We start from the raw sequence: 25,984 nt of genomic DNA on the forward strand, positions 1-25,984 counted from the left end.
CCCACTATGATTCCCCCTTAAAAAATTATTGGAGCTTTTTGTCCAATAGATAATCTGCCAATTCGCTCAATTCTTCATCGCTGATCTGATCTTCAGAGAATCCAGGCATTTTTGTACCTTGTTTCTCTTTTTGAGGATCGCGAATCCATTTTTCGAGGTTTTCTTTATCATGGTCGAGGTAACCCGCGATACGTTGACGATCACCGAAGTTCGTCAAGCTAGGTGCGACTTTCCCGCCACCATGACAGCTGAGACAGTTCTGGGCATAGACTTTCTCGCCAGTCGTCCAGTTCTTTTCATTCTTTTTATCAAGCTGCTTCGTCTCTGCTTCTTTCGCAGCTTTCATATCTTTCAACCAGTTGTCGTAGTCCTCTTGTTCAAGTGCAACGACTTTGAAGTCCATCAATGCGTGAGAAGGACCACACAACTCGGCACATTTACCGTAGTAAGTGCCTGCTTCTTTTGCTTGTAACCACATTTCGTTCTCAAGACCTGGGTTCGTATCTGTTTTACCAGAAAGAGCTGGTACCCAGAATGAGTGAATGACGTCTTTAGACGTCAAGTTAACAGCAACACGTTTACCGACTGGGATGACAAGTTCTTGTCCTGTCGAAACACCTTTGTCTGGGTATTCGAACTCCCACCAGTAGAGGTTTGCTGTAACGTTGATTTGTTCGTTTTTCTTCGCTTCTTTTGCATCTGCGAGTTCAACCGTTGTTTTGATCGTCGGAATTGCAAGAACGATCAAAAGAAGAATCGGAATGACTGTCCAGATGATTTCAAGCGTATGGTTCCCTTCGACTTGCTTCGGAACCGTGTTATCACCTGATTTACGACGGAATTTCATAAGTACGTAAATATAAATGACGGCTACGATCGCAAGGACGAACAACATGACCCACAAGCTAAGCTTGATGATCTCAAGTTGCATCTCAGCGCCTTCTCCGCGAGGCTGTAGCGCAGACAATTCCGGAATTCCACAACCTGATAACATGAGTGCCATCAAGCCGATTGGAAGAAGCCGGAAGAGCATTTTTACTGATTTTTTCACAACCATCCCCACTTTCTTTGTCCCCAATTTTGTCTTTCGTAATGGTGTACGTGAATTATGTCAAATCGTTTTAGAGAGAAACGAGTACGACCGTCACGATCCAAGCCGTGAAATAAAACAGTGAGAAGAAGAACATCTTCGACGCCCATTTGATTTCGGCTTGTTCATCTTGGATCTTCAGACCTTTCAGTCCCATATAGAGCCAATATCCACCGAGCAATGCCATGACGATCATGTAGATGATGCCATAGTGTGCTAAGAGGAGTGATGATGGAATGAGTACTGCAATCCACCATACAATTTGTCGTTTCGTGATCGCGAATCCGTTTACGACAGGTAACATCGGGATACCTGCTGCCCGATACTCCTCTGTCCGTCGCATCGCGAGTGCAAGGAAATGTGGTGGTTGCCACACGAACATGATGAGGAATAAAATCCACGCATCAATGTGAAGCGTCGGAGTGACTGCCGCAAATCCAATGATTGGTGGCACAGCTCCTGATATACCACCTACGACTGTATTGATCGTGTGCGTCCGCTTTAACCACATCGTATAAATCACGACGTAAACGAATGATCCGATCAATCCGAACACTGCCGCCACATGGTTGACGATCAACAACAATACCGTACCGGTCGCAAGAATACCGAGTCCTAGTGCGAGTATCCGCTGTCCATCCATCTTCCCAGTAACGCTTGGTCTTCCCATCGTCCGTTCCATCTTGTAATCGATGTCCCGGTCAATGTAGTTATTGAGGTAGCAACTTCCGGCAATGACCAATCCACTCCCGAGAAGCGTCCACAGTAACATCCACTTGGTTTGCCACAAGTACAACAGGACATCATCCGTTATGTACGATGCTGCTACGACATACCCCGCGAAGACCGTAATCAGATTGGCACGAACAATCCCCATTTTTGCTAGGGTAATATAGTCCTTGAATGTCGGCTGATCTGCTTGCTCGATCGCCATATCCAGTGCCTCTCCAGTAACTTTCGCCATGCTGTTCCCTCCTTTTCACCGTCTGCTTCCGTTTAGCACCTAAGCTTCACGTAATTTCTTCACAGAAATAACACAGACATGCCACGAAACGCCCTTTTCTCTATAAAAGATACCACATATCGAGGACCGTGACGTATGAAAATACTTTCGACATAATGAACAAAATGTGAAATCTATGTGATTTTCATCACAGTTCACCATATTTACCTAATACTAGAATAGCGTTGTTCTAAAAGATTGCAACCCTTTCAGTACTTTTTATGCGATACTAGACCTATGGAAATCCATGTATTTCGTATTTTTTTAGAAAGGTGGTGTCCAAATCTTGAATCGAAAACTTTCGATGTTTTCAGCCTTCGTCACGTTTACGATGATGATCGTCTTACTGATGGGTGGGACAGTCACAAAAACGGATTCGGGAGATGGTTGCGGAACGGATTGGCCACTCTGTCACGGGGAACTCATTCCGACGAACCCAAGTGTTGAAACGATGATTGAATATAGTCACCGCGCTGTGACTGGAGTCGTTGGACTCTTAATCATTGCCTTATGTCTCTGGACGCTCGTTGCCTTCAAGGATCGATTAGATACGAAGATCTTTGCGTTTCTTGCTTTCATCTTCATGTTGATTCAATCGATCGTCGGTGCTGGAGCAGTCGTTTGGCAACAATCAGACCTCGTCATGGCGTTACATTTCGGAATCTCTTTGATTTCCTTTGCTTCGCTATTGATTTTGACACTGTTGATCATGGAGCGTCCGGGTCAGGAATTCAGGGAATCTGTCCCAGCATTCTTACGGAAGCTCTTGTACGGTCTACTCATCTATACGCTGATCGTCGTTTATACGGGTGCTTACGTACGCCACGTCGGGGCTACATATGCTTGCGTTGGTTGGCCTGTCTGTTCTCAACCTTCCATGACGTTCGAAGCGTGGGTGCAGATGATTCACCGAATCATGGCAGGATTACTGTTCCTGTTCACCTTATTCGTCCATGTCGTTGCGATTCGCTTAAAGCATCGGACGACAACGATTGGTATGGCGTTCGCGACGTTCTTCATCTCGTGCCAAGTCGCCACTGGGGCTTGGATCGTTCTTGGTGGACATGCAACGTATGTGCCGTTACTCCACGCCTTCTTGATCACATGTTACTTCGGGGTCTTATCTTACTTGACGTACCATGCATTCCGAACGCGTAAGGCAAATAGTCGTCTTCAATAAGGTCATAAAAAAGGATGTTCCTCACTTGAGGGACATCCTTTTTTCATTATTTGAATCGAGCAATCGCACGCTTTCGCGCTTCGTCATGTGCGACGATTGGTTCTGGATAGCCATAATCCTTGCGTTGCTCAGCAGTCGGTTCATGAATATACTGCTTTGATAAATCCTTGATTTCCGTGACATACTTTCGAATGAACGCTCCATCCTTATCGAACTTCTTCGATTGAGTCGTCGGATTGAAGACGCGGAAGTACGGGACGGCATCCGTTCCGACTGATGCTGCCCATTGCCAACCCCCGATGTTTGATGCCGCTTCGTAATCAACGAGTTTCTGCTGGAAATATCGTTCGCCTTTCTGCCAATCGACCAACAAGTCTTTTGTCAGGAAAGAAGCGACGATCATCCGTAGACGATTATGCATCCACCCTGTTTGATTCAATTGCCGCATCGCTGCATCAACGATCGGATAGCCCGTCTTGCCTTCACACCACGCCTTGAAGCCCTCTTCATCTTTCTCCCATTCGATTTCCCGATATTGCGTATTGACGGCTTGTCGTTTTGATTCCGGGAAATGCATTAAAATCATGTAATAGAATTCACGCCAGATGAGTTCGGTGATGAAGGTCTGTTTCCCTTTTGATTCTTTTGCCTCCTGAACAGCCGCATAGACGGTCCGAATGCTGATTTCTCCAGTCCGTAAATAGCGAGAAAGTAAACTCGTACCGTCGACAGCAGGAAAATCACGGTTCTCTTCGTAATCTTCAAGCGATTGTTCGATGAATTTCTTCAAGCGTTGTTTCGCCTGCTTTTCACCTGGATAGAAGACAGCTTCCGACTCTGCCTTTTTAAAATAAGCGTTGATGAAACTATTATCGTGCTGACGCTTTTGATAATGATCCCGCAGCGTTTGCCATTTGACTTCGTATGGTGCAGGAATGTCTTTTTTCATGAATGCATTCTTATATGGCGTGAATACTTTATAGAACTTTCCATCTTGCTTTTTAATGTCATGTGGATGAAGAAGATGCCGGTCTAGTAGTCGCTCCGTCTGACGATCTTTACGCTTTTTAATGATTTTTTCATCTCGCGTCTTAAATGGTTCGACATATTCCGCATTAAATAACAAAACGTCCGCATCACCAGTTGCGTCTAAGAAAGCCTGTTCATCGCCTTCGATGAAACGGATTGGCATCTCTTTCTCTTTGCAGGCATCAGAAAACATCTCGAGCGCTTGGAAGAAATATTGTTGCCGTGCTTCATATTCTCCGATGTAATCCGGATTGAGCCAAAAGACGAACTCGACCGCCGCCTTCGGATTTTCATTTAGTAATTCAACAGCACGTGCCAACATGTGGTTATCTTGTAATCGAAAATCACTTCGTACCCAACAAATAATGTTCAATCGTATCCTCTCCCACTACGTATTGAATGAAAAACAGGCAGCCCGCCGAGCGTGCGCCTGTTTTTCCTTGTGACCTTATACGAATTCAATCAGTAAGTCTTGACTCGCGATGGCTTCGCCTTCCTTGACGTGGACGGCTTTGATTTCACCGTCTTCCGGTGCTTGGATCGTCGTTTCCATCTTCATCGCTTCCGTGACGAGGAGTTGCTCTCCTTTACGGACACGTGTACCCGTCTCGACGAGCACCTTCAGCACGCTCCCCGGCATTGATGCACCGATTTGTTTCGCATTGCTTCGATCTGCTTTTGGACGACTTGATGAACTTTCCTTAATACTGATGTCTTTGACTTCGACTTCACGAGGAACACCGTTCATCTCATAATAGATCGTCCGCATACCATGATCGTCTGGCTGACCGATTTGAATCAACTTAAGGTAGAGTGTCTTGCCTCGTTCGATTTCAACCTCGATCGTCTCCCCTAGACGCATTCCATGGAAGAACGTATTCGTATCAAGAACAGAGATATCGCCATATCGCGCGACATACGAACTGTAGTCCATGAAGACTTTTGGATAGAGCGCGTAAGCGAGTGCATCAAATTCTGTAACGGGACGTTCAAGTTTTTCGAACAACTCATGTTTGATCGCATCAAAATTGAGTGGTTCCATCATCTTACCTGGACGTTCTGTCAGCGGAGCAGCTCCCTTGAGAATAGCCTGTTGAACGTCTTGCGGGAAACCATCCGGTGGTGTTCCGAGCTCCCCTTTCATCAGTTCGACGACTGAATCCGGGAAATCAAGTCCACTTGCACGGTGCAAGACATCCTCTTCCGTCAGATGATGTTGAACCATGAAGAGTGCCATGTCTCCAACGACTTTTGACGATGGTGTGACTTTGACGATATCGCCAAACAGCATATTGACACGCGCATACATCTCTTTGACTTCAGACCAACGATCCGCAAGTCCAACCGCTTTTGCTTGTTGCTGTAAGTTCGAATACTGTCCACCCGGCATCTCATGGTCGTAGACCGTTGGATTCGGTGCGATCATATCGAGTTCGAATGCTTGATACAGATGACGCACGTCCTGCCAATAATCCGAAATCTGTTCAAACTTCTGTGCTGATACGAGCGGTTGACGTGGATGACCACTTAAGGCATGAATCAAGCTACCACCCGCTGGCTGACTCGTCAGTCCCGACATGCTTGATGCGGCGACGTCTACGACGTCGACACCTGCATCGATCGCACGCGCATACGTATAAATCCCGTTCCCACTCGCATCGTGTGTGTGGAGATGGATCGGTAGCGATACCGCATCTTTAAGTGCTGATACGAGCGCATAGGCTGCTTCCGGTTTCAAGAGACCCGCCATATCCTTGATGGCAATGATATGAGCGCCGCTTTCTTCCAGTTGTTTCGCCAGATTGACGTAATACGGCAGGTGATATTTCGGTCGATTCGCATCGAATAGATCCCCTGTGTAACAGACAGCTGCTTCCGCGATTTTACCTGTCGGCAAGACCGCATCGATCGCAAGTTGGATTGACTCCGGGTTGTTCAAGCTATCGAAGATTCGGAAAACGTCGACTCCTGCCTGCGCCGCTTCCTTAACGAACGTGTGAATGACATTGTCCGGATAGTTTTTGTAACCAACGCCGTTCGCACCACGAAGCAACATTTGAATGAGGACGTTCGGCATCTTTTCACGTAATTTCATCAGACGAACCCATGGATCCTCCGATAAGAATCGGTAGGCGACATCAAATGTCGCGCCTCCCCATGCTTCGACAGAGAACAGTTCAGGTAGCAGTTTCGCTTCCGCTTCGGCGATTGCAACGAGATCCTTCGTCCGCATCCGCGTCGCAAGGAGCGACTGATGGGCATCACGGAATGTCGTATCTGTCAACAAAACGTTCTCCTGAGCTGCCAACCATTTTGCGACGGCTTCTGGACCTTCCGCATCGAGAATCGCTTTTGCACCTGGTATATAGTCTGTCGGGAGATTTTTCGGAATCCGGACGTCGCGTGCAAGCGGCTTGTCCAATTTTCCGATTCCCGGGAATCCATTGACGGAAACCTCTCCGATGTACGTCAAAAGTTTCGTTCCACGGTCTTGACGTTTCGGGAAAATGAATAATTCTTGTGTATCATCAATGAATGATGTGTTGTAATCCCCGCTGACGAACGCATGGTGCTTCAAGACGTTGCTCAAGAATGGAATATTTGTCTTGATTCCACGGATTCGGAATTCACTTAAATTTCGACGCATCTTCGCGACGGCTTGGTCGTATGTCAAACCATGCGTCGAGATTTTAACAAGCAACGAGTCATAATATGGTGAGATTTCCGCTCCAACATAAGCATTTCCACCATCGAGACGTACACCAAAACCACCTGGTGAACGATAGGCTTTAATTTTCCCTGTATCCGGCAAGAAGCCGTTTTCCGGATCTTCTGACGTGATTCGGCTTTGGATCGCAAAACCAAGCATCTTAATGTCTTCTTGTTGCGGAATACCAACGAGGTCGCTATGTAACGATTCGCCTTCAGCAACACGGATTTGTGTCTGGACGATATCAACGCCTGTGATCATCTCCGTAATCGTGTGCTCGACTTGGACACGTGGGTTGACCTCGATGAAGTAGAACGATTCATCTTGTGTCACGAGAAATTCGACCGTACCCGCATTTTCGTATCCGACATGTTTCATCAACGTGACGGCTGCGTCACAAATCTTTTGTCGACCTTCGTCTGATAGCGTCACACACGGCGCCACTTCGACGACTTTTTGGTGACGACGCTGTACGGAACAATCACGTTCAAACAAATGAATGATGTTCCCATGGGCGTCACCGATGATTTGAACTTCGATATGTTTTGGTCGTTCAATTAATTTTTCGACGTAAATCTCATCCGAACCAAACGCTTTTAAGGCTTCAGATTTCGCACGTTCGATCATGTCTGGGAGCTCTTCTTCTGTCCGGACGACACGCATACCGCGTCCACCACCGCCAAGCGATGCTTTGACCATGAGTGGATAGCCTGCTTCTTTTGCGAACGCATATGCTTCATCAATGGATGAGATCGGACCATCCGTTCCTGGAATGACAGGAAGACCGGCCTCAATCGCTGTCGTTCGTGCCCGTACTTTATCCCCGAACTTATACAGATGCTCTTCTTGCGGTCCGATGAAGATGATTCCTTCTTCACGACAACGTTTGGCTAGCTCAATATTCTCAGAGAGGAATCCATAACCAGGATGGATTGCATCACATTCGGCTTTTTTCGCTGTTGCGATGATATCTTCAATATCGAGATAGGCTTCGATCGGTTTTTTCCCTTCTCCGATCCGGTACGCTTCATCGGCTTTATAGCGATGAAGAGAACCCATGTCCTCTCGCGAATAAATGGCAACGGTACGAATACCGAGTTCTGTCGCTGCACGGAAAACGCGAATCGCAATCTCCCCACGGTTTGCTACGAGAATCTTCTGGATTTTAGTCAACTGATGCTCCCCCTTTAGTTAATGAGCTTGTGGCACTCATCGAACGTGCAATCCGCACTTCTTTCTGATAAGCCACTCGATATTTGTTTTGCATGGAAATGTTCGCCATTACACCAAGCATCGTACTCATGACGAGTAACGATGACCCACCGTAACTGATGAATGGCAAGGTGACGCCGGTTCCTGGAAAGAGACCAGACATCGCCGCGATATTGATACATGTCTGAATGAAGATAATACCTGAAATCCCAAGCGCAAGCATACTCGAATAAATAGAAACACACCGGTTAGCGATAATCGCCCCTTGAATCATCAAGTAGAACAGTAGACCAAGCACGACGAGGACACCGACGAATCCAAGTTCCTCCGAGATGATCGACATGATGTAGTCAGTTTCAGGTTCAGGCAAATAACCATACTTCTGAAAGCTATTCCCGAGACCTACTCCGAATAATCCCCCGTGTGCAATCGATATGACGGAGTTGATGAGCTGATATCCCTTACCTTCTGCGTCAAGGAAGGGATTCAAACTTGCCTGAATCCGTTGCATCTGATTATCCGAAAAGTTGTTCCAGGCATACATGAAGATGATTGGTACGGTGATGACACATAACATGATGTAACCACTCGGTAATCCAACTGCGAATAAAATCATCGCCGTGATGAGCAACAGAATGAACAATCCGCCGTCATCCGGTTGCATGCGAATGATGATTGCGTATGGTGCCAGTAACACAACCATCGGAATCAAAATCCAGTCCGAGAAACTAAGTAAAATTCTTCGGCCTGGAGACGTCGCTTTGATTTGACGATGGATGAAGTGGTGGACGATCCCAATCACGCCGTCCATCTTCCCTTTGTGCTTTTGATCAAAATAACTCGCAAGTCCGACGACGAGGACGAATTTACAGAGCTCGATCGGTTGAATCAAGAAGATACCGAAGTTCAGCCATGCACGAGCACCATTGAGTGGAGCCGAAAACAACGTTGCCATCAACATCAACCATGTAATCGCGTACAAGAGTAAGCGAATAACCGGTCCACGGAACACCTCATGATTTACTTGCGAAACGAAAAGGAACAAGGCGATCGCCATCGCATCAAACATCAACTGCTTCTCAAAGAAGGACGTATTCGCATAATCCCCACCGTTCCACACGCTCGCACTATAGACCATGACCGTACTGATCGCCATGAGGATGAGCATCGTAAAGAAGAGACCATAGTCAAAAAATGCTCGTTTTTCTTTAAACTTCGCTAACATATGTACACGTCCTTTTTTCATTTTCTAAAAAAAAATACCCAAACGCCGCATTTCACGTTTGAGTAGAAAATCAGCACGTCTCCGCATCATGTAAATCAGATAATTGCTGTTCAAGTGATTCGAGTAATTGTTTCCCCTCACCCGCATCAATCAGTTCAAGACGTACCGCAAAATCAATCTGACGGGATAATCCGAACATTTGTGTATCCAATACTTCCTCGTAAAGAGGACATTGTGGCATCGTTAAATTCGCAAGCTGGACCTCGATCAACCGGCGGATTTTTTGTGCATCCGCTTCTAGTAGCTCAAGAGCGCGCTGGCGATGAACTGTCTCGATTTCAGTTGACAATCCAATCCCTCCTCATCAAATGACGCGTTCCTGTTATAGCTAAACTTTACCTTACTTTCGCCAACAATTCAACGTTTCGGTATAATGGATTTGTTGGACTTACACATTTAGGGGGTAGAACAAATGATTTTTCCGATTAACGGTAAAGTACGGCATCAGTTGACGATTGATCCGACAGTCTGGATCTTTGATGAACGAAAGGTGGAAATCGAGAAAATCGGTCAACCAGCCGACACAAGTGAACAAGAAGCGTACTACGCGAAAATGGGGGCTGCGTGGGATAAAGGCATCATGGAAGGCAGTCGTACGGATCACAATCGTCCGATGACACGTGCTGAAAAAGAAGCCGCGCTTCAAGGGTCATTCGCCATGGCGCTTGCACCGTTCATCCGGAATGCCGAACTTTTACCAGATGCGATTGCCATTCGTTTTGAAGGCGAAGAAACGGTTGAACTTCCACTTGAGCAACTCGACGAAGTGTATCTGCAGTTCTCACAAGACGGCAAAGTATTAGCAGATGGACCCGTTCATCTGTTACACGGACAACGGATCGTCAAATCCGTTCATACGGTTACCGTCATATAAGGAAAACGTGGTGCGCCTGAATAGACGCACCACGTTTTTTCATAGTAAATCGGCTGCGAGGCGCGCCAAGTTCGAGCGCTCCCCTTTGACGAGTTTGACGTGTCCCGTCATCTTCTCATTTTTAAGTCGTTCTACGGCGTAGGATAAACCATTGGAATACTCATCTAGATACGGATGATCAATCTGTTGTGGATCCCCGACTAACACGATTTTCGAGTTTTCACCGACACGTGTCAAAATCGTCTTGACTTCATGTTTCGTCAAATTCTGCGCTTCATCGATGATGATGAATTGTCCCGGCATACTGCGTCCCCGGATATACGTTAAAGCTTCCAGTTGAATCGTCTTCATTCCGGCGAGAATGTTACCTAGTTCGTCTCCCGATCCCGTATTGAAAAGGTGTTCAAGGTTATCGTAGATGGGTTGCATCCACGGACGAAGCTTCTCTTCCATTTCACCCGGCAAGTAGCCGATATCGTTTCCCATCGGTACGACTGGACGAGCAACGACCAGTTTTTTATATTTATGCTCGTCTTCCACTTGCAGGAGACCCGCAGCGAGTGCAAGTAACGTTTTTCCGGTACCTGCCTTACCAACGAGTGTCACAAGTGGTACATCGTCACGTAATAATAACTCAAATGCCATCCGTTGTTGGACGTTTCGTGGAATGACGCCCCAGACTTGATCGACATCGATCGAAAGTGCCCGAATGATTGGCAGGTTCTGATCAACGACGGCGATGGCTGAAGCTTTCGACATGTTACTTTTTAAGATGACGAACTCATTCGGTTGCACTTTTTCTGGCAAGACATCCACCGAAAGCCGTTTGTCCTGATAGAAGGCATCAATATATTCCTGATCGACGGTCACTTCGATGAATCCTGTATAAAGACCGGTCAAATCAGCGATATGATCTGTCATATAATCTTCAGCGACTAATCCATACGCATCCGCTTTGACGCGGACTAAGATATCTTTTGAGACGAGAATGACATCTCGTGGGGTCGCTTCGGTTTGTTGTTCCTGATGAATCGACCACGCCAGTTCAATGATCTTATTATCGTTCGATTCATGCGTAAACGGCGAACCTTCATGAATGGAGTCCCCAATATCGACGCGAAGAATACCGCCATTTCCGAGTGGCACTCCCGCATGAAGCTGACCCGTTTCTCGTAATTGGTCTAAAATGCGAGCTGTTTCTCGTGCATTACGTCCAACCTCATCCATGTTGCGTTTTTTTCCATCTAGTTCTTCTAATACGATCGCTGGTATGACGACGTCGTGCTCCTGGAATTGGAAAAGAGAAAGTGGATCGTGAAGCATGACATTAGTATCAAGTACGTATATTTTTTTCATTCCATCGTTCGCCCCTTTAGAGTCGAGTTTGTGATGAATGTTACGCTTTTAGGATGCGATGAACGAGTTGATCCAACCGTTCAGCTGCTTGTTCATCGTATGTTTTTTCGATAGTTGGTCGTTGTGTGACCGCTGCTCCGTAAAACAAGATGTCACGTACCTCCTCAACGCGTCCCTCATAAAAAGCGAGTGGCAACGGAAGGTCTTCTTGCGGCGTAAACGCCTTGACGTCCGTACACGTTAAGCTGTACGTCGATTGATCTGCAAAAAAGATCAATGTGAAGACCGGATGTTCTCGTAATGTTTTAACGAGATGAGAATCTGCTTCGATTGTAAAACGAACCGTTTGCGAATCCGTCGCATGTACCCAACTGATTGCGTGTGTGATGGGCCAATGTTTGGATTGATCATGCGTAATCAAAAAAACAAGTGGTAATTGCGATAGTGCTTCTAGTTGATCTGAGTTGAGCTGTTGTTCAACTTTATTTGCCATGACATCACCCCCTCTACGACTTAGTGATGATATTTCGAGATATACTTCTCGTTTCCCTTTTTTACATCTGAATAATCTTCTAATATGATATACTAAGAAAAAAAGGGAGGACCTGGCATGCGAGTGAAATGTACGATTTGCGATAAGCGTGAAACGATTGATGATTGGTCCTTCACGGCGAAGCGATTACGCAATAAACCTGTTCGTGTCCACATTTGTGATGAATGTCGATCACGCATAGAAGAACGGACACTTGAACGCCACGCTTCTGGGCAATTCCATCTATACCCGACTTGGGAAACGAAACGAAAACACTGGTAAACAAAAGGTCTGCGGGGAAATTCCCTGACAGACCTTTTATTGTTCATCGATTGATACGAACGAGTCGATCATCATCTGCCGATGGATTCCCTCTTCCGTCCGTATTATTTGTAATATAGTAAATCGATGTCTCGTCAATCCAGACATCTCGAATCCGACCTTGATTTTCGACGATTGTCTTGACTTGCTTCGTCTCTAGATCGATGGTTTGTAATCGTTGTCCGACAAGTGTTGCAAAATAAAGTATATTCTCTGCCGTTGCAACTCCACTTGGTGCTACAGATTGTTCTCCTACTTCGTACCACGGCGTCACCAGTCCATCTGCTTGTTCTTTCCCTTCAATCGTCGGCCATCCATAATTCTTTTGCTCGATTCGGTTGATTTCATCATGCCCACTTTGCCCATGTTCACTTGCATACAGTTGATCATCGACGAAAACAAGTCCTTGTGGATTCCGATGACCGAGACTGTAGACATATCCTTTTTGATTCCCCTCGAACGGTTTCCCTTCAGATGTGATGCGTAAAATCTTTCCTGCCAATGAATCAATGTCTTGCGCTAGTTCGGGATTTGCTGCGTCTCCTGCTGTGACGTAGAGTGCGCCCTCAGGTCCCCACTCCAGTCGTCCCCCGTTATGAATCGTCGCTCCGGGAATATCATCGAGTAAGACACGTTCTTCCGTCCACTGATCACCCTCTTCTTTTATCGCAATGACGCGATTCGTCGCTTGTCCTTGTTTGGCGTACGTATGGTAGACGTATGCTGTCTGATTGTCCTTAAAATCAGGATCAAGTACCATCCCAAGCAATCCACCTTCTCCTTCAGCGAGGACATCCTCTTTCAGCTGAAGGCGCATCCGTTCATAATCATCTTTTTCTCCTTTGACAATCGTTCCTTCTCGTTCCGTGATGTAAAATACCTCTCCTTCTCGGACAATATTCCACGGAGCGTTTAGTTCTTTAAATACGACACCTTCTTGTGCTTGAGATGATTGCGTCGCTTCTTGATCACCTGAATCCTGTTGATTGTTTTCTTGTGTCGTCTGATTCGTTTCCTCTGTTGACGATTCTTCTGACGTTTGTGTACAACCCATCAGAATACCCGCTAACAGGAGGGGTGATATGACATACTTGATCTTCAATGTTTTCTCCCCCTTTTAGTATTCTAGTTCCCGCTACGCTTTAAATCATGCATCTGAATTAGCTCAAAAAAAGAACGAACCTCCGAAGAGATTCGTTCTTTTGATTCATGACATGCTTCCGTCAAGAAGCTGTCCGTTCACGTTCACGCTTGACCATCCACATCCGGAAGCGATAAATACCAAGTACGAAGACCATCGCTAAGAGTACTTCAGGAATCGGCCATGTCCAGAAGACAAGCGTCAATGCTGCCGAGAAGACGGCGAGCAAGAGATAGACGATCAGTGATTTCCACCATGCTAGTTCCTTAGCAAATCCTAACTTAAAGACGACAAGTGTCAAGATGACGACAGTGATCATTAAAGGATAAAATCCCGCTTCGATGTTATTCGGATCACTTCCGATACCGAGAAGTTTCGCGATGAACGGAATATCGTATTTCGAGAAATCAGAAGCAACGGCAGCTTGTGCATTCATTGCCAGTCCCCCTATTCGTTCAAGACTTAATCTTTACCTAGACGACGACGTTTTTCTTGCTTTTCACGTTCGTTCTTATTCAAGACTTGTTTACGGAGACGAACCGATTGTGGTGTGATTTCACAGTACTCATCTTCGTTCAAGAATGTCAACGACTCTTCAAGTGAGAAGACACGTGGACGTTTAAGAACGTTCGTTGAATCTTTTGCAGATGCACGCATGTTCGTTAATTGTTTTGCTTTAACGACGTTGACAGCGAGATCGACATCACGGTTACATTCGCCGATGATCATACCTTCGTATACTTCAATACCAGGCTCGATGAAGATCGTTCCGCGGTCTTCAAGAGCTGAGATCGCGTAAGCAGTTGCTTTACCTGTTTCGATCGAGACCATAACTCCACTACGACGTCCACCAATATCCGCTTGGATGAACGGACGGTATTCTTCGAATGTGTGGTTCATGATTCCGTATCCGCGTGTAGCAGAAAGGAATTCGTTACGGTAACCGATCAAACCACGTGAAGGAACGATGAATTCCATTTTTGTTTGACCGTTGTCCATTGTTTGCATGTTCGTCAATTCACCTTTGCGGAGACCGATCGATTCCATGACAGAACCTGTGTACTCTTCTGGTGTATCGATGACGACGCGTTCGAATGGCTCGACTTTGACGCCTTCTTCTTCTTTGATGATTACTTGCGGTTTCGATACTTGAATTTCGTATCCTTCACGGCGCATGTTTTCGATCAAGATCCCGAGGTGAAGTTCCCCACGACCAGAAACGATCCAGCGGTCCGGTGAGTCTGTGTTTTCGATGCGAAGTGAAACGTCTGTTTCGAGTTCTTTTTCAAGACGCTCTTCGATTTTACGTGAAGTAACGAGATCCCCTTCACGACCAGCGAATGGCGAGTTGTTGACGATGAATGTCATTTGAAGCGTTGGCTCATCGATACGTAATAATGGGAGTGGATCAACGTGTGAAGTCGGGCAAACCGTCTCACCGACGTTGATATCTTCCATACCAGCGATCGCAATCAAATCTCCAGCTTTTGCTGTTTCGATTTCGACACGTTTTAGGCCGAAGTAACCGAACAACTTCGTAACACGGAAGTTCTTCGTTGAACCATCAAGTTTTGAAAGCGAAACGCTATCACCAACTTTGATTTCTCCACGGAAGACACGACCGACACCGATCCGTCCGAGGTAGTTATCATAGTCAAGCATCGTCACTTGGAACTGAAGCGGCTCCATTGTGTTATCGACAGGCGCTGGTGTGTGCTCAAGAATTAAATCAAGAACGTTTGTGATTGTATCTTCTTGTTTCTCTAATTCAGGTTCAAATGAACTTGAGCCGTTGACTGCCGATGCATAAACGACTGGGAATTCGAGTTGATCTTCGTCAGCTCCGAGGTCGATCAAGAGATCAACGACTTCGTCGACGACTTCAAGAGGACGGACCATCGGTTTGTCAATTTTGTTGACGACGACGATTGGTTGAAGTCCTTGCTCGAGTGCTTTTTTCAAAACGAAACGTGTTTGTGGCATACAGCCTTCACGTGCATCGACAACGAGGATAACGCCATCAACCATACGCATGATCCGCTCAACTTCTCCACCGAAATCGGCGTGTCCTGGCGTATCAACGATGTTGATGCGTGTGTTCTTGTAATCAATTGCAGTGTTTTTCGCAAGAATCGTGATTCCACGTTCCCGCTCGATGTCATTTGAGTCCATTGCGCGTTCTTCGACTTGTTCGTTCGTACGGAACGTACCAGACTGTTTTAAAAGCTCATCGACTAATGTTGTTTTACCATGGTCAACGTGGGCGATGATCGCAACGTTGCGTAAATCATTTCGTACTAATGTTGTCATAGGTGTGTACCTCTTTCTATTCATTTAAATAAATCTTATCATACTTTCGGTCAACTTTAAGAGTATAGCACAGGTAGAGTCCTAATTGGCAATGACTAAGATTCGACATCAGTCCGAAAGCCTTTTCATTATCCTTCATTCACGCTACACTGTTAACGTACTCACGGGTAGAGGGGGAAAAGAACATGCGCCTGCTATTTTTATTACTCGCCATGCTTGCCGTAGGATCCATGGCAGCCATCGGCATCTTCATCGCGGAACAAAACGTCCCGATGACGATCGCCTCTGTCATCTTGATGATTGTTGCGATGGGTGCTGGGTTCGTCTTAAAGGCACGTTTACGAAAACAAGCATGAGCAAAAAGGTTCCTTTCGTTCAAGACGAAAGAAACCTTTTTTCAATCCTCTTGTGTTTGTACGAATGTCAACACATCTTCAACGAACGTCTGGCTCCCTGCTAGCACACTCGTTTGTTCGAGAAATGACATCGATTCACCTGTGATCGTTCCGACACGCCCACCGACCTCTTCAATCAATAACTGACCGGCTGCATAATCCCAAGGCATATTACGCATCGTGATATACCCATCAACGCGTCCTGCAGCTGTCCATGCGAGTTCAAGTGATGCTGCACCAATTGCTCGTACACCTACCGCGTGTCGCACGAGCGGAGCAAGGCGATCCGTATTGATCCGGCGATTCGGTGTCACCCAGGTCGCATTCATACAGATGATTGCTTCTTTAACACTCCGCTCCTCGATTTGTGGTAGTCGTATGCCGTTTTGATAAGCACCATGCCCCTTGATGACATGGAACAACTCGTCAGCCATGACATCGTAGACGAAACCATAGCGTAACTCACCATCTATCATGATCGCGATCGAGATGGCAAACATTCGTTTTTGACGAATGAAGTTCATCGTTCCATCGATCGGATCAACGAACCAGATCGTGCCTTCGAGTGTATCAGGTCGAGCGATTCGTCCCTCTTCCCCATAAATATGATGATTCGGATAGCGATCTAAAATACCTTGGATCAATAAATCCTCGACGGCTTGATCAATCTCTGTCACTAAATCGCTTTTTCCGGTTTTTTGTTCGACGTGATACGAACCATCAATTTTTTCGCGAATGTACTTTCCCGCTCGTTTGATCAAATCTATCGCATCCAACTCAATCTGCATTTGAGTTCACTCCTTCATCATTGTTTCCAGCTTCTTCTATAGTAACAAAAAAAGAAAACCAGCGAACAGTTCGCTGGTTGAAGAGTTGATATTTTATTATAAGGTAGAGATTGGAACGTTGAAATCAAGCTTCAAGACGTACCATCTCTTGACGATATTTTTCGAGGCGCTCTTTACTTGCGCCAACAGCTTCTGCGTCACTTGCCACCATCGCATCGTGTAATGTAGCAAGCTCATAATCGATTTCGAGACGCAATACAGGAATGCGTTTTTCTGCATCTTTTCTCTTGTATGCTTCTATCACTTGTTTCACAGTAACCACACTCCTTCGCGGGATAAACAGAGGTTTAATTTGTCAGACAATTGCGACTTATTAGTGGATTGAATCTATAATAGTACGATTCAACTTAGATGTAAAGCATCTAATTTTAAAAAATACAGTTTCACATATTTGTAAGGTCAACGTCTTGTATGTAGTATATAGCCGCTTCCTTTCCACTTTAAACAAATGTTGATCATTTCCCGCACATTTCCAGTCGGATTAAAAGATAAGACTCCTACGCGATCGCATAGGAGTCTTATCTTCATGATCCAATTATTTCTTCATACGAACAATCGGTTCTTCCTGACGTTTTGCTTGTTGCATCGTCCGATAACTCGAGCAACCGGTCTCTTCCATATAAAACTGATCCCACTGTTTTTCCTCGGATTTCGAGGTGACGATTTGCTTGAATTCACGATACGCTTCGAGCAACCGTTGTCGTTCAACACCTGTCTCATACGCTTGCTCGACTAAATTAAAGAAGTCGATGACTTTCACGATTTCTTCAGTCGACCAATCGGAATTGAGCGGATAATTCAATGCCATCATTCCCACTTCCTTTCTGCACTTTTCTATTTTACACGGAAAAGAAGCATAAAACAGTTGCAACCGTCCGAAAACTTGTTATAGTTAGCTTGTTTGATTGTATTTTTATTCGGTTTTAAGGGGGGAAATCTGGTGCAAACAAAAAGCTTAACACAGCTCGATACACCTTTATTCGATGCGCTACTCGCGCATGCGAAACGTCAACCAATTCAATTTCATATTCCCGGTCATAAAAATGGTCAGGGAATGGATCCAGCCTTTCGATCGTTCATCGGTCAGAATGCGCTCGATATCGATTTAATCAATATCGCTCCCCTTGATGATCTCCATCATCCAAAGGCAATCATTAAGGAAGCTCATCAATTGGCAGCTCAAGCCTTCCACGCCGACGAAACGTTCTTTTCCGTACAAGGAACTTCAACGGCCATCATGGCGATGATCATGAGTGTCGTCGGACCTGATGATAAAATTCTCGTTCCTCGGAACGTGCATAAATCGGTGATGTCAGCTATCGTTCTTTCTGGTGCGCATCCGATTTTCATTCACCCTGAATTCGATGAGACATTCGGAATCGCACACGGTATCACACCAAGCGCGGTAGAACGTGCCCTTGCACTTCATCCCGATACAAAAGCCGTTCTCGTCATCAACCCGACCTATTTTGGCGTTGCTGGTGACTTAGAAAGCATCGTCAAGCTTTCCCATAGTAAAGGTATTCCGGTACTCGTCGACGAAGCACACGGCGTCCATATCGCATTCCACGAAGATATGCCGTTGTCAGCGATGCAAGCAGGAGCTGATCTTGCCGCAACCAGCGTGCATAAACTCGGTGGCTCACTTACAGGAAGCTCTGTCCTGAACGTTCGTCGCGGACTTGTCTCTCCAGATAAAGTTCAAGCAGTGCTCTCGATGTTGACGACGACATCGACATCTTACCTGTTGCTCGCTTCTCTTGACTGCGCTCGGCGTCATCTTGCGATCAACGGTGAAGCGATGAATCGTCGGGCACTTGAACTTGCGACACGGATGCGCTTTGGATTAGCGAAGCTTCCTTATCTCGCTGTTTTCGGTGAATCCGATCTTCATTCGAGTGCGACGTTCGCCTTTGATCCAACGAAAGTGCTTGTTTCCGTCAAAGGGCTTGGCATTTCTGGTCACCTCGTCGAAGAGTTCTTACGCGAAGAACATCGGATCGAAGTTGAACTTTCTGATTTGAACAACATTCTCGTCATCATCACGTCTGGTGACTCAGAAGAGACGATTGATGCCTTTTTACATGCGATGTCATTACTTGTCGCACGTTATCAAAATAATGGCGCCGAGACGACTGATCATTCGATTGTTCTTCCAGACATCCCAGCGCTCGCTCTCAGTCCTCGTGATGCATTCTATGAAGAGACAGAGACGATTCCGTTGATCGATGCGGTTGGGCGGATTTCAGCTGAATTCATGATGGTATATCCACCTGGTATTCCTATCTTCATCCCAGGCGAAATGATCACGGCAGACAACCTTGCCTATATTAAAGAAAACATCGAAGCCGGTCTTCCGGTTCAAGGTCTTGAAGATCATTCGCTTGAGACGATCAAAGTCATTCAACAATCGAATGCGATTCGGTGAAGACAAGATAAAGCAGTAATCCTTAGTTAATGAGGATTACTGCTTTTTTTGTCATTTCATTCTGCGTACTCATCGTTTGGTGAACAAGGAATGAATGCTGCGAGTGCTTCACCGATTACTTCGACATCCTCTCGTTCAATCGCAAATGTACGAATTAAGACATCTCCATTCAACACATCCTGTTGATCGAGTAACGCTGACTGACCACCGGTTAAACTGACGACAAGTACTTTCCCGAAGAATTGTCCCGTACAGACGACAGCAAAATCATAGCGGGCGAGTGCGGTCGTCCAGCCGACAAAACGAACCTTATCCATTTCCGATACGTAATACAGCTCCTCTAAGGTAGTCACGGATTCCATGTGCGTCCACCCTCTCCGATTTTTACTTTTTCTTTTCCTTTTTTGTATCAAGACCAAACAAAAAAACACCTCATACACGGTCGGCTCCCCGTGTATGAGGTGTTTCGATATTATTTAATGATGTGGATTGGGCTACCGATTGCAACTTCAGCAGTTTCCATTGCGATTTCACCGAGTGATGGGTGTGCATGGATTGTGAGTGCGATATCTTCAGCTGTCATACCAGACTCGATTGCGAGTCCCATTTCAGCGATCATATCAGATGCGCCTGTACCAGCGATTTGCGCGCCGATCAAGAGACCATCTGATTTACGAGTGATCATTTTCAAGAAGCCGTCTGGCTCGTTGAGTGCAAGTGCACGACCATTCGCAGCGTAAGGGAATTTAGACGCGATGTAATCGAGTCCTTCTTCTTTCGCTTGTGCTTCCGTGTAACCGACTGTAGCGAGTTCTGGATCTGTGAAGACGACCGCTGGAATCGCGCTGTAGTCGAGGTATGCAGGGTGTCCTGCAGCTGCTTCAGCAGCAATTTTAGCTTCGAATGAAGCTTTGTGTGCAAGTGGTGGTCCTGGAACGATATCACCGATTGCGTAGATGTTTTCGTTTGAAGTACGGCACTGATCGTCGATTTCGACAAGACCACGGTCGCTGACTTTGACTTCTGCCATTTCAAGACCAAGATCACCAGTGTTCGGACGGCGACCGACAGTAACGAGGACGTAGTCCGCTTCAACTGTTTGTGCTTCACCGTTGACTTCGAATGTTACTTTAACGCCATCTTCCGACTCTTCTACACTTTGAGCAAGTGCTTCGTTGTGAATTGTGATGTTACCTTTTTGTTTGAGCTTTTTCTTAACGACTTGCGTCATAGCAGGCTCGAAACCAGAAAGGATGTCTTTTGTTCCTTCAAGAATGATGACTTCTGTATCGAAGTTCGCATACGCTGTACCAAGCTCCATCCCGATGTATCCGCCACCGATGACGATGAGTTTTTTCGGGATTTCAGGAAGGTTCAATGCGCCTGTTGAAGAAAGGACGCGTTTTGACCATTTGAAAGCTGGAAGTTCGATTGGAGTCGAACCTGTCGCGATGATACATTTCTTGAATTTGTAAGGAGTCGAAGAATCTTCGTTGATGATACGGACTGTATCTTCTGATTGGAAGTAAGCTTCCCCAACGACAGTCTCGACTTTGTTCCCTTTAAGAAGACCACTAACGCCGCCAGTCAATTTGTTGACGACAGATTGTTTCCAAGATTGAACTTTCGAGAAATCGACAGTTGCATTCTCAGAAGTGATCCCCATATCGCTTGAACCTTTAGCATGCTGGAAGTTATGACCTGCAGTGATCAAGGCTTTTGATGGGATACATCCAACGTTTAAGCAAACACCACCGACGTTTTCACGTTCAACGATTGTTACTTTCATACCGAGTTGCGCGCCGCGGATTGCAGCAACGTAACCACCAGGGCCAGCCCCGATTACGAGTAAATCTGTTTCTTGTGCGAATTCACCTACTACCATTGCTTATCCCTCCATGATGAGAAGTTGTGGGTCGTTCAATAGGCGTTTAACTAAGTTAAGCGCGTTTTGTGCAGTTGCACCATCGATGAGACGGTGGTCGAAGCTGAATGAAAGTGCAAGAACTGGTGCAGCAACGATTTCGCCGTTTTTAACGACTGCTTTTTCAGCGATACGGCCGATACCGAGGATTGCAACTTCTGGGTGGTTGATGACTGGTGTGAACCACTGACCGCCAGCAGAACCGATGTTAGTGATCGTGATTGATCCGCCTTTCATCTCTTCGCCAGAAAGTTTACCTTCGCGTGCTTTACCAGCAAGGTCGTTGATGTCGTCAGCGAGTGAGAAGATCGATTTACGATCTGCATCTTTAACGACTGGTACGACAAGACCGTTGTCTGTATCTGCAGCGATACCGATGTTGAAGTAGTTTTTGTAGACGATTTCTTCGTTTACATCGTCGATTGATGCGTTGATTGCTGGGTATTTTTTAGCAGCAGCAGTCAATGCTTTTACGACGAACGGAAGGTAAGTCAATTTCGTACCTTGAGCAGCCGCAACTTCTTTGAAGTTTTTACGGAGTGCTACGAGGTTCGTAACATCGACTTCGTCCATGAGTGTTACGTGTGGAGCTGTATGTTTCGAGTTAACCATTGCTTTCGAAATCGCTTTACGGATTCCTTTGATTTTCTCGCGTGTTTCAAGTTCAGGTTGAGCAGCAACGTATGGCTTAACTTCTGTTTTTGGTGCAGAAGCAGCTGCAGCTGGTGCTTTTTCTTCTGTTGCTGGTGCTTCAGAAGTTTGACCACCGTTTGCGAATGCATCGATGTCTTCTTTGACGACACGACCGTTGTCTCCAGAACCTTGGACTTCACGGATGTCGACACCTTTTTCACGTGCATATTTACGGACAGATGGCATCGCGATGACGCGTTCTGATTTATGGATTTGAACCTCGTTTGGTTTGTCTTCCACTTTTTGATCCGTATCTTGAACGTCTTTTGCGTTGTCTTCAGCTTTTGGTTGCTCTGCTTCTTCAGAAGGAGCAGAACCTTCGCCTTCGACTTCGAAAGTGATGAGGACGTCGCCAACGACAGCTACGACACCTTCGTCAACTTTTACTTCTTTAACAGTACCATCAACTGGTGATGGGATTTCAACGACTGCTTTATCGTTTTGTACTTCAAGAAGAACGTCGTCTTCCTTGACAGTGTCGCCCGCTTTTACGAACCACTTTACGATTTCACCTTCATGAATACCCTCACCGATATCCGGCAATTTGAATTCAAATAAACCCATTTGAATATGCCTCCTTTTAGTTCACTCTTCTAGTCGATTGTTATCTGTAAAAACGGAAGCAAGGAGAGAATGAACCCCTCTCCTTATTTTCCGAAATGCTCTTAGAAATTGTAGACAGTTTTGACTTTCTCAACGATATCTTTGTGATCTGGGATCCAGACGTCTTCACCTTGTGCGAATGGGAAGATTGTATCTGGAGCAGCAACACGAAGAATTGGCGCTTCGAGGTCAAGGATTGCACGTTCTTGGATTTCAGTTGCAACCATTGCAGCGATACCCGCTTGTTTTTGTGCTTCTTGAACGACGACGACACGGTTTGTTTTCTTGACAGAAGCAAGAATCGTATCGATGTCGATTGGGCTGATTGTCATCAAGTCGATGATTTCGACGCTGATGTTTTCTTTTTCGAGCTCTTCCGCTGCTTTAAGTGAAGCGTGTACCATCGCACCGTAAGTGACGATTGTTACGTCTGTACCTTCACGTTTAACATCAGCTTTTCCGAGTTCGATCGTGTAATCGCCCTCTGGCACTTCACCGCGGAATGAACGGTAGAGTTTCATGTGCTCGAGGAATACGACTGGGTCGTTGTCGCGGATTGACGCGATCAAAAGACCTTTTGCATCGTAAGGTGTTGAAGGAATGACAACTTTAAGTCCTGGTGACTGAGCCATGAGTCCTTCGAGGTTATCTGCGTGAAGTTCCGGTGTTTTAACACCGCCACCGAATGGTGAACGGATTGTAACAGGTGCACTGTATGTGCCGCCTGAACGGTAACGGAGACGCGCAAGTTGTGCTGCGACTGAATCGAATACTTCGAATACGAATCCGAAGAATTGGATTTCCATGATTGGACGGAATCCTGTCAGACTGAATCCGACAGCAAGACCACCAATACCTGATTCTGCAAGTGGTGTATCGAAGACGCGGTCTTCGCCGAGCTCATCTTGAAGACCTTCTGTCGCACGGAATACCCCACCGTTTTTACCGACGTCTTCACCGAACAAGAGAACTTGTTCGTCGCGTTTCATCTCGACGCGCATTGCGTCAGTGATCGCTTGGATCATCGTCATTTGTGCCATGGGTTATTTCGACTCCTTTGCTGTATACTCATCAAGCTGCTCTTGCAGGTTTTGTGGAAGCTTTTCAGCCATCACGTTGATGAAATCTGTAACTTTTTGTTTTGGTTCTTTGTCAGCTTGTGCAAGTGCTTCCTTAACGTCAGCTTTAGCTTGCTCGATGACTTCGTTCTCTTTATCTTCGTTCCAAAGACCTTTTGCTTCCATGAAAGCACGGAAACGGACGAGTGGATCTTGCGCTTGATACTCATCATCCATGTCTTTTGTACGGTAACGTGTTGGATCATCACCAGCGAGTGTGTGTGGTCCGTAACGGTAAGTCAATGTTTCGATCAATGTCGGAACACCGTTGAGTGCTTCAACACGCGCTTGTTTCGTAGCTGCGTATACAGCAAGAACGTCCATACCGTCGACTTGGATACCATTGATCCCAGCAGCGACAGCTTTTTGAGCGATTGTTTTCGCCATAGATTGTTTTTCGACAGGTGTCGAGATTGCGAAACGGTTGTTTTGAACGACGAAGATTGCAGGTGCTTTGAAAGCTCCAGCGAAGTTCATACCTTCATAGAAGTCACCTTGTGAAGAACCACCATCACCTGTGTAAGTGATTGCGACTTGTTCTTTACCGCTTTTCTTAAGACCGAGAGCAACACCAGCCGCTTGAACGATCTGCGCACCGATGATGATTTGTGGCATTAAGACGTTAACACCTTCAGGAATCTTACCACCTGTGATGTGACCGCGTGAGAACAAGAATGCTTTGTAAAGTGGGAAGCCATGGAAGACCATTTGTGGAATATCACGGTATCCAGGAAGAATCCAGTCATCTTTATCCAAAGCGAATTGCGTACCAATCATAGACGCTTCTTGTCCAGCTACTGGAGCGTAGAAACCAAGGCGTCCTTGACGGTTAAGTGAGATTGCACGTTGGTCCCAGATACGTGTGTATACGAGACGGCGCATTAATTCCGTAAGCTCTTCATCCGAGAGGTCTGGCATAGCGTCTTTATTGACGACTTCACCTTTCTCGTCAAGAATGCGGAACGTTTCAAAGTTTTCTTCCACGTTTTTAAACATGTTTACGTTCATCTTTTCACCTCATCCTTTCACTGCGTTCAGCGAAATATTCCTCTGACTGATTTGCCCACATGACAATAGTGTCCAAAAAACGAAGTCCCGTGTGACTATCCTTTGAACATGTGTCTGTGTACCTATTCAGTTGAGTAAACTGTATTATCATGAATCGACACGTTATAGTGTCTTGTTCATTACGTTACAAGTATAAATCTGTAACACCTTAAAATCAAAGGAAATGTTTTATTTTTTTCGCGTTTCATATTGTGAATTCAATCACAAAACTAGAATATTCCATCTTCTGTATCATTCGATATTTTCCTACTGTGTTAGTTGTCATCATTCCCCACTTTCCTATGCTATACTTTTTGTAGACGAAAGGAGTGTTGTTCATGATCACCATGAATGAAATCGTACGCGAAGACGTTCCTGCTCTTCACGAACGGTCAGTAGAAGTGACCTTCCCTCTCAGCGATGAGGATAAGGAAACGATGCGACTCATGCGCGAGTTCCTCGCCAACAGTCAAGATGATGAAATTGCGAAGAAATACGATTTACGAAGCGGCATTGGACTTGCAGCACCACAAATCGGTGTCAACAAGCGCATGTTCGCGATCCGCTTACCAGATGGTGATGATTTGCTGGAATTTGGTATCTATAATCCAAAAATCATCAGTCATTCCGTCGAGCAGACGTATTTAACGGGCGGCGAAGGATGTCTGTCCGTCGACCGTGAAGTCGAAGGACATGTACCGCGCTATATGCGTATTACCCTAACTGGCATCGATCATAACGGAAATCCTGTAAAATTACGTTTAAAAGGGATGAAAGCAATCGTCTGCCAGCATGAATACGATCATCTAGATGGCGTCATGTTTTATGATCGGATTGATAAAAAAGAACCGTTCAAGGAATACGGTCCTGCCACGTAATACAAAA

25 protein-coding genes are annotated in these 25,984 nt (G+C 45.8%); 6 read left to right on the plus strand and 19 right to left on the minus strand.

Features of this window, described 5'->3' with window-relative positions:
- Positions 1 to 25: 25 nt before the first annotated feature.
- Positions 26 to 1,057 carry a cytochrome c oxidase subunit II gene (gene coxB / locus U719_RS10940; RefSeq protein WP_023468829.1) on the minus strand — a complete coding sequence of 344 codons (1,032 nt, stop codon included), beginning with the start codon at positions 1,055 to 1,057 and terminating at the stop codon, positions 26 to 28.
- Between the two features lie 64 nt (positions 1,058 to 1,121).
- On the minus strand, positions 1,122 to 2,054 hold the full coding sequence (cyoE, locus tag U719_RS10945; protein WP_023468830.1) for a heme o synthase: 933 nt from the start codon (positions 2,052 to 2,054) through the stop codon (positions 1,122 to 1,124).
- A gap of 343 nt (positions 2,055 to 2,397) precedes the next feature.
- On the opposite strand from cyoE, the gene U719_RS10950 reads away from it, so the two are divergent.
- Entirely contained in the window at positions 2,398 to 3,273 is an 876-nt protein-coding gene (locus U719_RS10950; RefSeq protein WP_035396889.1) for a heme A synthase, read from the plus strand.
- 46 nt (positions 3,274 to 3,319) lie between these two features.
- Here the strand turns inward: U719_RS10950 and U719_RS10955 are convergent, their stop codons facing one another.
- The 4 genes from U719_RS10955 to U719_RS10970 all read right to left on the minus strand — a co-directional run bounded on the left by U719_RS10955 (position 3,320) and on the right by U719_RS10970 (position 9,798).
- Positions 3,320 to 4,675 (minus strand): deoxyribodipyrimidine photo-lyase, encoded by a 1,356-nt coding sequence (locus U719_RS10955; RefSeq protein ID WP_023468832.1) that lies wholly within the window; start codon positions 4,673 to 4,675, stop codon positions 3,320 to 3,322.
- Between the two features lie 75 nt (positions 4,676 to 4,750).
- Positions 4,751 to 8,185 carry a pyruvate carboxylase gene (locus U719_RS10960; protein WP_023468833.1) on the minus strand — a complete coding sequence of 1,145 codons (3,435 nt, stop codon included), beginning with the start codon at positions 8,183 to 8,185 and terminating at the stop codon, positions 4,751 to 4,753.
- A complete protein-coding gene (locus U719_RS10965) occupies positions 8,178 to 9,449 on the minus strand; it encodes an FtsW/RodA/SpoVE family cell cycle protein (protein ID WP_023468834.1) in 1,272 nt (423 codons plus the stop codon). Before U719_RS10965 ends, U719_RS10960 begins: the two co-directional genes overlap by 8 nt.
- 70 nt (positions 9,450 to 9,519) lie before the next feature.
- Positions 9,520 to 9,798 carry a YlaN family protein gene (locus tag U719_RS10970; protein ID WP_023468835.1) on the minus strand — a complete coding sequence of 93 codons (279 nt, stop codon included), beginning with the start codon at positions 9,796 to 9,798 and terminating at the stop codon, positions 9,520 to 9,522.
- Between the two features lie 123 nt (positions 9,799 to 9,921).
- Between U719_RS10970 and U719_RS10975 the strand changes: the two genes are divergently transcribed.
- Positions 9,922 to 10,383: a hypothetical protein gene (locus tag U719_RS10975; RefSeq protein ID WP_023468836.1), complete on the plus strand. Its 462-nt coding sequence runs from the start codon at positions 9,922 to 9,924 to the stop codon at positions 10,381 to 10,383.
- Positions 10,384 to 10,422: 39 nt separating this feature from the next.
- On the opposite strand, the gene U719_RS10980 is transcribed toward U719_RS10975, so the two are convergent.
- Both U719_RS10980 and U719_RS10985 read right to left on the minus strand, forming a co-directional pair.
- On the minus strand, positions 10,423 to 11,739 hold the full coding sequence (locus tag U719_RS10980; RefSeq protein WP_023468837.1) for a PhoH family protein: 1,317 nt from the start codon (positions 11,737 to 11,739) through the stop codon (positions 10,423 to 10,425).
- 40 nt (positions 11,740 to 11,779) lie between these two features.
- Entirely contained in the window at positions 11,780 to 12,232 is a 453-nt protein-coding gene (locus tag U719_RS10985; protein ID WP_023468838.1) for a hypothetical protein, read from the minus strand.
- A 117-nt stretch (positions 12,233 to 12,349) separates the two neighbouring features.
- On the opposite strand from U719_RS10985, the gene U719_RS10990 reads away from it, so the two are divergent.
- Positions 12,350 to 12,553, plus strand: coding sequence for a YlaI family protein (locus tag U719_RS10990; RefSeq protein WP_023468839.1), 204 nt, complete (start codon positions 12,350 to 12,352; stop codon positions 12,551 to 12,553).
- Between the two features lie 43 nt (positions 12,554 to 12,596).
- On the opposite strand, the gene U719_RS10995 is transcribed toward U719_RS10990, so the two are convergent.
- The 3 genes from U719_RS10995 to typA all read right to left on the minus strand — a co-directional run bounded on the left by U719_RS10995 (position 12,597) and on the right by typA (position 16,043).
- Positions 12,597 to 13,694, minus strand: a complete 1,098-nt coding sequence (locus U719_RS10995; protein WP_023468840.1) for a sorbosone dehydrogenase family protein — start codon at positions 13,692 to 13,694, stop codon at positions 12,597 to 12,599.
- A gap of 121 nt (positions 13,695 to 13,815) precedes the next feature.
- A complete protein-coding gene (locus U719_RS11000) occupies positions 13,816 to 14,169 on the minus strand; it encodes a YlaH-like family protein (protein ID WP_023468841.1) in 354 nt (117 codons plus the stop codon).
- A 26-nt stretch (positions 14,170 to 14,195) separates the two neighbouring features.
- On the minus strand, positions 14,196 to 16,043 hold the full coding sequence (gene typA, locus U719_RS11005) for a translational GTPase TypA (RefSeq protein WP_023468842.1): 1,848 nt from the start codon (positions 16,041 to 16,043) through the stop codon (positions 14,196 to 14,198).
- A 185-nt stretch (positions 16,044 to 16,228) separates the two neighbouring features.
- Here typA and U719_RS16860 point away from each other — a divergent pair, with 185 nt between their 5' ends.
- Complete coding sequence (locus tag U719_RS16860) at positions 16,229 to 16,399, plus strand: DUF5325 family protein (protein WP_023468843.1); 171 nt, start codon at positions 16,229 to 16,231, stop codon at positions 16,397 to 16,399.
- Positions 16,400 to 16,440: 41 nt separating this feature from the next.
- On the opposite strand, the gene U719_RS11010 is transcribed toward U719_RS16860, so the two are convergent.
- The 3 genes from U719_RS11010 to U719_RS11020 form a co-directional block, all read right to left on the minus strand.
- Positions 16,441 to 17,226 carry an inositol monophosphatase family protein gene (locus U719_RS11010; RefSeq protein ID WP_023468844.1) on the minus strand — a complete coding sequence of 262 codons (786 nt, stop codon included), beginning with the start codon at positions 17,224 to 17,226 and terminating at the stop codon, positions 16,441 to 16,443.
- A 124-nt stretch (positions 17,227 to 17,350) separates the two neighbouring features.
- Positions 17,351 to 17,539 carry a hypothetical protein gene (locus U719_RS11015; protein ID WP_023468845.1) on the minus strand — a complete coding sequence of 63 codons (189 nt, stop codon included), beginning with the start codon at positions 17,537 to 17,539 and terminating at the stop codon, positions 17,351 to 17,353.
- Positions 17,540 to 17,821: 282 nt separating this feature from the next.
- On the minus strand, positions 17,822 to 18,094 hold the full coding sequence (locus U719_RS11020; RefSeq protein WP_023468846.1) for a UPF0223 family protein: 273 nt from the start codon (positions 18,092 to 18,094) through the stop codon (positions 17,822 to 17,824).
- A 132-nt stretch (positions 18,095 to 18,226) separates the two neighbouring features.
- On the opposite strand from U719_RS11020, the gene U719_RS11025 reads away from it, so the two are divergent.
- The gene (locus U719_RS11025) at positions 18,227 to 19,714 is read left to right on the plus strand and encodes an aminotransferase class I/II-fold pyridoxal phosphate-dependent enzyme (protein ID WP_023468847.1); all 1,488 of its coding nucleotides are present in this window, start codon (positions 18,227 to 18,229) and stop codon (positions 19,712 to 19,714) included.
- Positions 19,715 to 19,770: 56 nt separating this feature from the next.
- On the opposite strand, the gene U719_RS11030 is transcribed toward U719_RS11025, so the two are convergent.
- The 5 genes from U719_RS11030 to pdhA form a co-directional block, all read right to left on the minus strand.
- On the minus strand, positions 19,771 to 20,076 hold the full coding sequence (locus U719_RS11030) for an SAV0927 family protein (RefSeq protein WP_023468848.1): 306 nt from the start codon (positions 20,074 to 20,076) through the stop codon (positions 19,771 to 19,773).
- A gap of 110 nt (positions 20,077 to 20,186) precedes the next feature.
- Positions 20,187 to 21,599, minus strand: coding sequence for a dihydrolipoyl dehydrogenase (lpdA, locus tag U719_RS11035; protein WP_023468849.1), 1,413 nt, complete (start codon positions 21,597 to 21,599; stop codon positions 20,187 to 20,189).
- A gap of 3 nt (positions 21,600 to 21,602) precedes the next feature.
- Complete coding sequence (locus tag U719_RS11040) at positions 21,603 to 22,895, minus strand: dihydrolipoamide acetyltransferase family protein (RefSeq protein WP_023468850.1); 1,293 nt, start codon at positions 22,893 to 22,895, stop codon at positions 21,603 to 21,605.
- A gap of 101 nt (positions 22,896 to 22,996) precedes the next feature.
- Positions 22,997 to 23,974 (minus strand): alpha-ketoacid dehydrogenase subunit beta, encoded by a 978-nt coding sequence (locus U719_RS11045; protein WP_023468851.1) that lies wholly within the window; start codon positions 23,972 to 23,974, stop codon positions 22,997 to 22,999.
- A gap of 3 nt (positions 23,975 to 23,977) precedes the next feature.
- Positions 23,978 to 25,060: a pyruvate dehydrogenase (acetyl-transferring) E1 component subunit alpha gene (pdhA, locus tag U719_RS11050; protein ID WP_023468852.1), complete on the minus strand. Its 1,083-nt coding sequence runs from the start codon at positions 25,058 to 25,060 to the stop codon at positions 23,978 to 23,980.
- A gap of 377 nt (positions 25,061 to 25,437) precedes the next feature.
- Between pdhA and def the strand changes: the two genes are divergently transcribed.
- Complete coding sequence (def, locus tag U719_RS11055; RefSeq protein ID WP_023468853.1) at positions 25,438 to 25,977, plus strand: peptide deformylase; 540 nt, start codon at positions 25,438 to 25,440, stop codon at positions 25,975 to 25,977.
- Positions 25,978 to 25,984 lie beyond the last annotated feature (7 nt).

This window comes from Exiguobacterium sp. MH3 (assembly GCF_000496635.1).
GTDB classification, from domain to species: domain Bacteria; phylum Bacillota; class Bacilli; order Exiguobacteriales; family Exiguobacteriaceae; genus Exiguobacterium_A; species Exiguobacterium_A indicum.

Coding starts and splice junctions, on each gene's coding strand:
- lpdA (WP_023468849.1), bottom strand. CDS start 21,599: ATGGTAGTAGGTGAATTCGCACAAGAAACAGATTTACTCGTAATCGGG.
- U719_RS10965 (WP_023468834.1), bottom strand. CDS start 9,449: ATGTTAGCGAAGTTTAAAGAAAAACGAGCATTTTTTGACTATGGTCTC.
- coxB (WP_023468829.1), bottom strand. CDS start 1,057: ATGGTTGTGAAAAAATCAGTAAAAATGCTCTTCCGGCTTCTTCCAATC.
- pdhA (WP_023468852.1), bottom strand. CDS start 25,060: ATGAACGTAAACATGTTTAAAAACGTGGAAGAAAACTTTGAAACGTTC.
- U719_RS11045 (WP_023468851.1), bottom strand. CDS start 23,974: ATGGCACAAATGACGATGATCCAAGCGATCACTGACGCAATGCGCGTC.
- U719_RS10990 (WP_023468839.1), top strand. CDS start 12,350: ATGCGAGTGAAATGTACGATTTGCGATAAGCGTGAAACGATTGATGAT.
- U719_RS11030 (WP_023468848.1), bottom strand. CDS start 20,076: ATGGAATCCGTGACTACCTTAGAGGAGCTGTATTACGTATCGGAAATG.
- U719_RS11040 (WP_023468850.1), bottom strand. CDS start 22,895: ATGGGTTTATTTGAATTCAAATTGCCGGATATCGGTGAGGGTATTCAT.
- U719_RS10980 (WP_023468837.1), bottom strand. CDS start 11,739: ATGAAAAAAATATACGTACTTGATACTAATGTCATGCTTCACGATCCA.
- U719_RS16860 (WP_023468843.1), top strand. CDS start 16,229: ATGCGCCTGCTATTTTTATTACTCGCCATGCTTGCCGTAGGATCCATG.
- typA (WP_023468842.1), bottom strand. CDS start 16,043: ATGACAACATTAGTACGAAATGATTTACGCAACGTTGCGATCATCGCC.
- U719_RS10985 (WP_023468838.1), bottom strand. CDS start 12,232: ATGGCAAATAAAGTTGAACAACAGCTCAACTCAGATCAACTAGAAGCA.
- cyoE (WP_023468830.1), bottom strand. CDS start 2,054: ATGGCGAAAGTTACTGGAGAGGCACTGGATATGGCGATCGAGCAAGCA.
- U719_RS10975 (WP_023468836.1), top strand. CDS start 9,922: ATGATTTTTCCGATTAACGGTAAAGTACGGCATCAGTTGACGATTGAT.
- U719_RS11010 (WP_023468844.1), bottom strand. CDS start 17,226: ATGCAGATTGAGTTGGATGCGATAGATTTGATCAAACGAGCGGGAAAG.
- def (WP_023468853.1), top strand. CDS start 25,438: ATGATCACCATGAATGAAATCGTACGCGAAGACGTTCCTGCTCTTCAC.
- U719_RS11020 (WP_023468846.1), bottom strand. CDS start 18,094: ATGGCATTGAATTATCCGCTCAATTCCGATTGGTCGACTGAAGAAATC.
- U719_RS11000 (WP_023468841.1), bottom strand. CDS start 14,169: ATGAATGCACAAGCTGCCGTTGCTTCTGATTTCTCGAAATACGATATT.
- U719_RS10950 (WP_035396889.1), top strand. CDS start 2,398: ATGTTTTCAGCCTTCGTCACGTTTACGATGATGATCGTCTTACTGATG.